This is a genomic window from Neisseria sp. P0021.S005 (assembly GCF_051956955.1).
Window position 1 is genome coordinate 1 of the sequence record NZ_JBQCWY010000332.1, and the last position, 3324, is coordinate 3324.

Here is a 3324-nt window from a genome sequence, read left to right on the forward strand (position 1 = left end):
TACGGCGGCGAAATTGCCTTGTGGAATGCTGAAGTTGATGTTGTTCAGAATAGGACGGTCGCCATATGCGAAGGCAACGTCTTTCATTTCGATGAAGGGTGTGGAACTCATGCAGGAGAGGGGTGTCAAAAAATGTATTTTAATTACGGGTATTGTAAAGGGTATTGGATATTCGGGCAATTTTCAGACGGCCTGCGCTTAGGAATAACGGGTAAAAACGTGTGAAAGAATGCAGAAGCGTTGGTGCCACGGTCGTTTTGTCGCGTGTTGTGTCAAACATACAGACAGATGTGTATGTATATAAAGAGGCGGGCAAATATGCCCGCCTTGTTTTTAATATTTCTGCAAACCTTCTACCTTGATTTCTTTGGCATTGGCATGGATGAAGGCTTGAGTCGCTTTCATCGTGGCTTGGATGCGCGGATCGTTCCAGCGCACGATTTGGTTGTTTTCATCACGCTTGTCCGACCAGATAATCACGCCGTCAGTGTATTTTTTGCTGATTTCGAGCATTTTGCGCCAACGGACGGGATCGATGAATTGTTTGAAATAAGGACTGTTGGTGGCCGAATAATATTGCGGCCAGATGTAGCCGATGATTTTTTTGTTGGGAAAGCGTTGATGGATGTCGTCAACGGCGGTTTTCACGTCTTTTTCCCATTGCACCAAATCGGGGGAAGTGATGTAGAACACTGGATTGGCATAGTCGCTGATGGCGGCGGTGGGCGCACGGCGTTTGCTGACTTGCCGCCATTTTGTCAAGATGGCTTCGTTGTCAACGTTGGGACGGTAGTGTCGGATGCCGTGCAGGTGTTCGGAGGGCATGCCGTAGTTGCTGATGACGGCGCGCGGGTTTTCTTCTCTGAAGATTTGGTACATCCGCGCGAAGTCGGTTCTCAATTCGTCGGGCGTCAGCAGCTGGCCGTCTTTTTCGGCAAACCAGCTTTCGATGTCGGTGGAAATGGTGCGGTAGCCTTCGCGGCGCGATTGTTTGGCCAATTCACGGATGCGCGCTTCGTTGAGTACGCCGTGTTTGCGTTTGCCTGTCGGATCGGGTTTGACCAACTCGCTTTCATAAACCAAGAACACTTTGGAGAGTTTGTCGGCGGTCAGGTCGGGTTTGCCGACATAGTCCATGCGGTCGTAGATGATGAAATCTTTGGCATGGGCGGAGAGGACGGTCAATAAGAGGACGAGGGGTAAAAGGCGGTTGGGTTTCATATTTTTAGGCAGATAAGGGAAAAGGGCCATTGTACGGGAAGCGGTGTTAAAGTGAGTCAAAGGCCGTCTGAAAGGATAAAAGTTCTTTCAGACGGCCTTTGTTGAACTGGGTATATTCAGTTTTGAGGCTGGTGTGATTTACTGCGCCGCAGTTTTTTCCAGCAATAGGAAAGTCTCGGCTTTGTTGCGCGGTCTTGCGCCTTGCCACAAGGTTTGCCAACCCGAAGGTGCACCGACATTGGCGGCTTGGCGGATGAGGCGGTAGCGGCAGGACGGGTTGTCGGTCGTGGTTTTAATATGGCTATATTGTGTCCATGCGATTCGTGTGCGCTGGTCTTGGCCGTCGATGCTGATACATTCGAGGCCGTCTGAAAGTTTCTGTTTCAATTCGGAAGAAAGCGCGGCTTCCATTTGGTGTACGACCGGTGCATGGCTTTTGGCGGCGTTGAGCCACGGTAAAAACAGGGTCATCAGCAAGGCCCAGGCCAAGGTAACGCCGGCTGCCCAGTTGGTTACGGCTTGGCGGCCACGGATGTTTTTACGCGTAATCGCCCAGAGCCATAACGGGGTAAACAGCAGGGCGACGGTCATCGGAATCGGGTCAATGTCGGGGATGTAATACGGGCTGAAATAGGCGGCGCGTTCGGCCAGTTTGGCAGGCCAGCCGTAGTTCATGGCGAAAAAGCCCAGCCACAGGAAGACGGCAATCAAACCGAATGCCATGATGCCGAACCAGTTGATAAATGCCACTGCACCGCGACGCAGGCCGTCCAGTTGTGCCGCGCCGAGCAGGGCGAGCGGCGGCAACAGCCAAACGAGGTTGTCTTGCAGGCGTTGCGGGTTGATGGCAAGTAGGGCTGTCATAATAACCAGCCACGACAGGCTCAGAATGCCCCAGTTTTTATCGTGGATACGCGTGCGGCTGAGCGTCCATGCTGCCAGCGGCCAGGCAGGCAAGGCAAACCACAGCAGGTTTTTCAGATAATAGGGCAGGTTGAAGGCCGTCTGAATCTGATGGAAACCGCCGAATACGCCTAAGGAATAATGGCTGAACCAAATATCAAACCATTCGGGATTGGTTTTTGATAAAACCAGCGGATACAGAATCAGCAGGGGCAGGGAAACGACGATGGCGCCAATCAGGGTCAGCAGATAGCGTTTGCTTTGCCAAGTAGAATGGAACGACAGGGCAAGTGCCAAAAACATCATGGCCGCGGTCAGCAGATAGCCTAAGGAAAGGGAGAGTAAAACCCAACCGCCGCACAACAGCAAAATGGCAATAATGACGCGGCGGCGTGCCAGTGAAAAGCCGCACAGAATCAATCCAAATGCGGCAAAAGCGGCCGACATGGGATTGAGGAAGTGGGCGATGGGCAGCAAACCGATGCTGCCGATAAGGATCAAGACAACGCTGCGGCCGTGGTGTCTGCCGAGAAAGTTGAAACCGGCAAAACCGCAGGCGGTCAGTCCGATGGCGGTAAATACCACGCCGGCAAAACGTGCGGCATCATAGGCATCGGCCGCCCAAGGCGAAAACAGAGTTTGGAATGCGGTTGCCGCCCATAAAAAAGCAGGGGAGATGGTGAAATCGGGTTGGCCGAAGATTTGTGCAATCAGCAGGCTGCCGCCGTTTTTCATGGATTCAGAGGCGGTAAAGAGGGAGGGTTCGGCAGGGTTCCACAAGTCATGCGAGAACACGCCCGGCCACAGCCAGGCAAAAGCCATCAGCAGCAGTAGCCATGGTTTTTCATGGGTTTTTTGGGGGCGGCGCGGATCGGGCGGTGTGTAAGTCAGCATGGAAGGTCAAAAAACGGTTGGTTTGAATAGCAATGGTACAGGGTTTGACGGGTTTGCGCGATATGCCGGACTGGAGAGCTTTGTAAAATAATGCGTACGGCTCGTTTTTATCGGGTGTTTGGTTGGAATGATATGGCATTCGGTTGACGACAAAAAGCTCAGGCCGTCTGAAAGAAATGTTTCAGACGGCCTGAATGCAAAAAAGACTGCACGAAGCAGTCTTTTTGACAAAGCGGCAATTAGCGTTTGAACAGGTTGCCGAATTTGTTGTTGAATTTGTCCACACGACCGGTAGTGTCGACGATT

General features: G+C 52.2%; 2 protein-coding genes and 2 pseudogenes. All 4 read right to left on the minus strand.

What is annotated here, in order from left to right:
• Positions 1–129 (minus strand): annotated as a pseudogene (locus ACTHUE_RS13670) (ABC transporter ATP-binding protein); the annotation flags it as partial.
• Between the two features lie 204 nt (positions 130–333).
• On the minus strand, positions 334–1221 hold the full coding sequence (locus ACTHUE_RS13675) for a hypothetical protein (RefSeq protein WP_199900380.1): 888 nt from the start codon (positions 1219–1221) through the stop codon (positions 334–336).
• A gap of 138 nt (positions 1222–1359) precedes the next feature.
• Complete coding sequence (locus tag ACTHUE_RS13680) at positions 1360–3018, minus strand: ArnT family glycosyltransferase (protein ID WP_107768659.1); 1659 nt, start codon at positions 3016–3018, stop codon at positions 1360–1362.
• A gap of 239 nt (positions 3019–3257) precedes the next feature.
• Positions 3258–3324, minus strand: a pseudogene (locus ACTHUE_RS13685) (50S ribosomal protein L31); the annotation flags it as partial.

Coding starts and splice junctions, on each gene's coding strand:
- ACTHUE_RS13675 (WP_199900380.1), bottom strand. CDS start 1,221: ATGAAACCCAACCGCCTTTTACCCCTCGTCCTCTTATTGACCGTCCTC.
- ACTHUE_RS13680 (WP_107768659.1), bottom strand. CDS start 3,018: ATGCTGACTTACACACCGCCCGATCCGCGCCGCCCCCAAAAAACCCAT.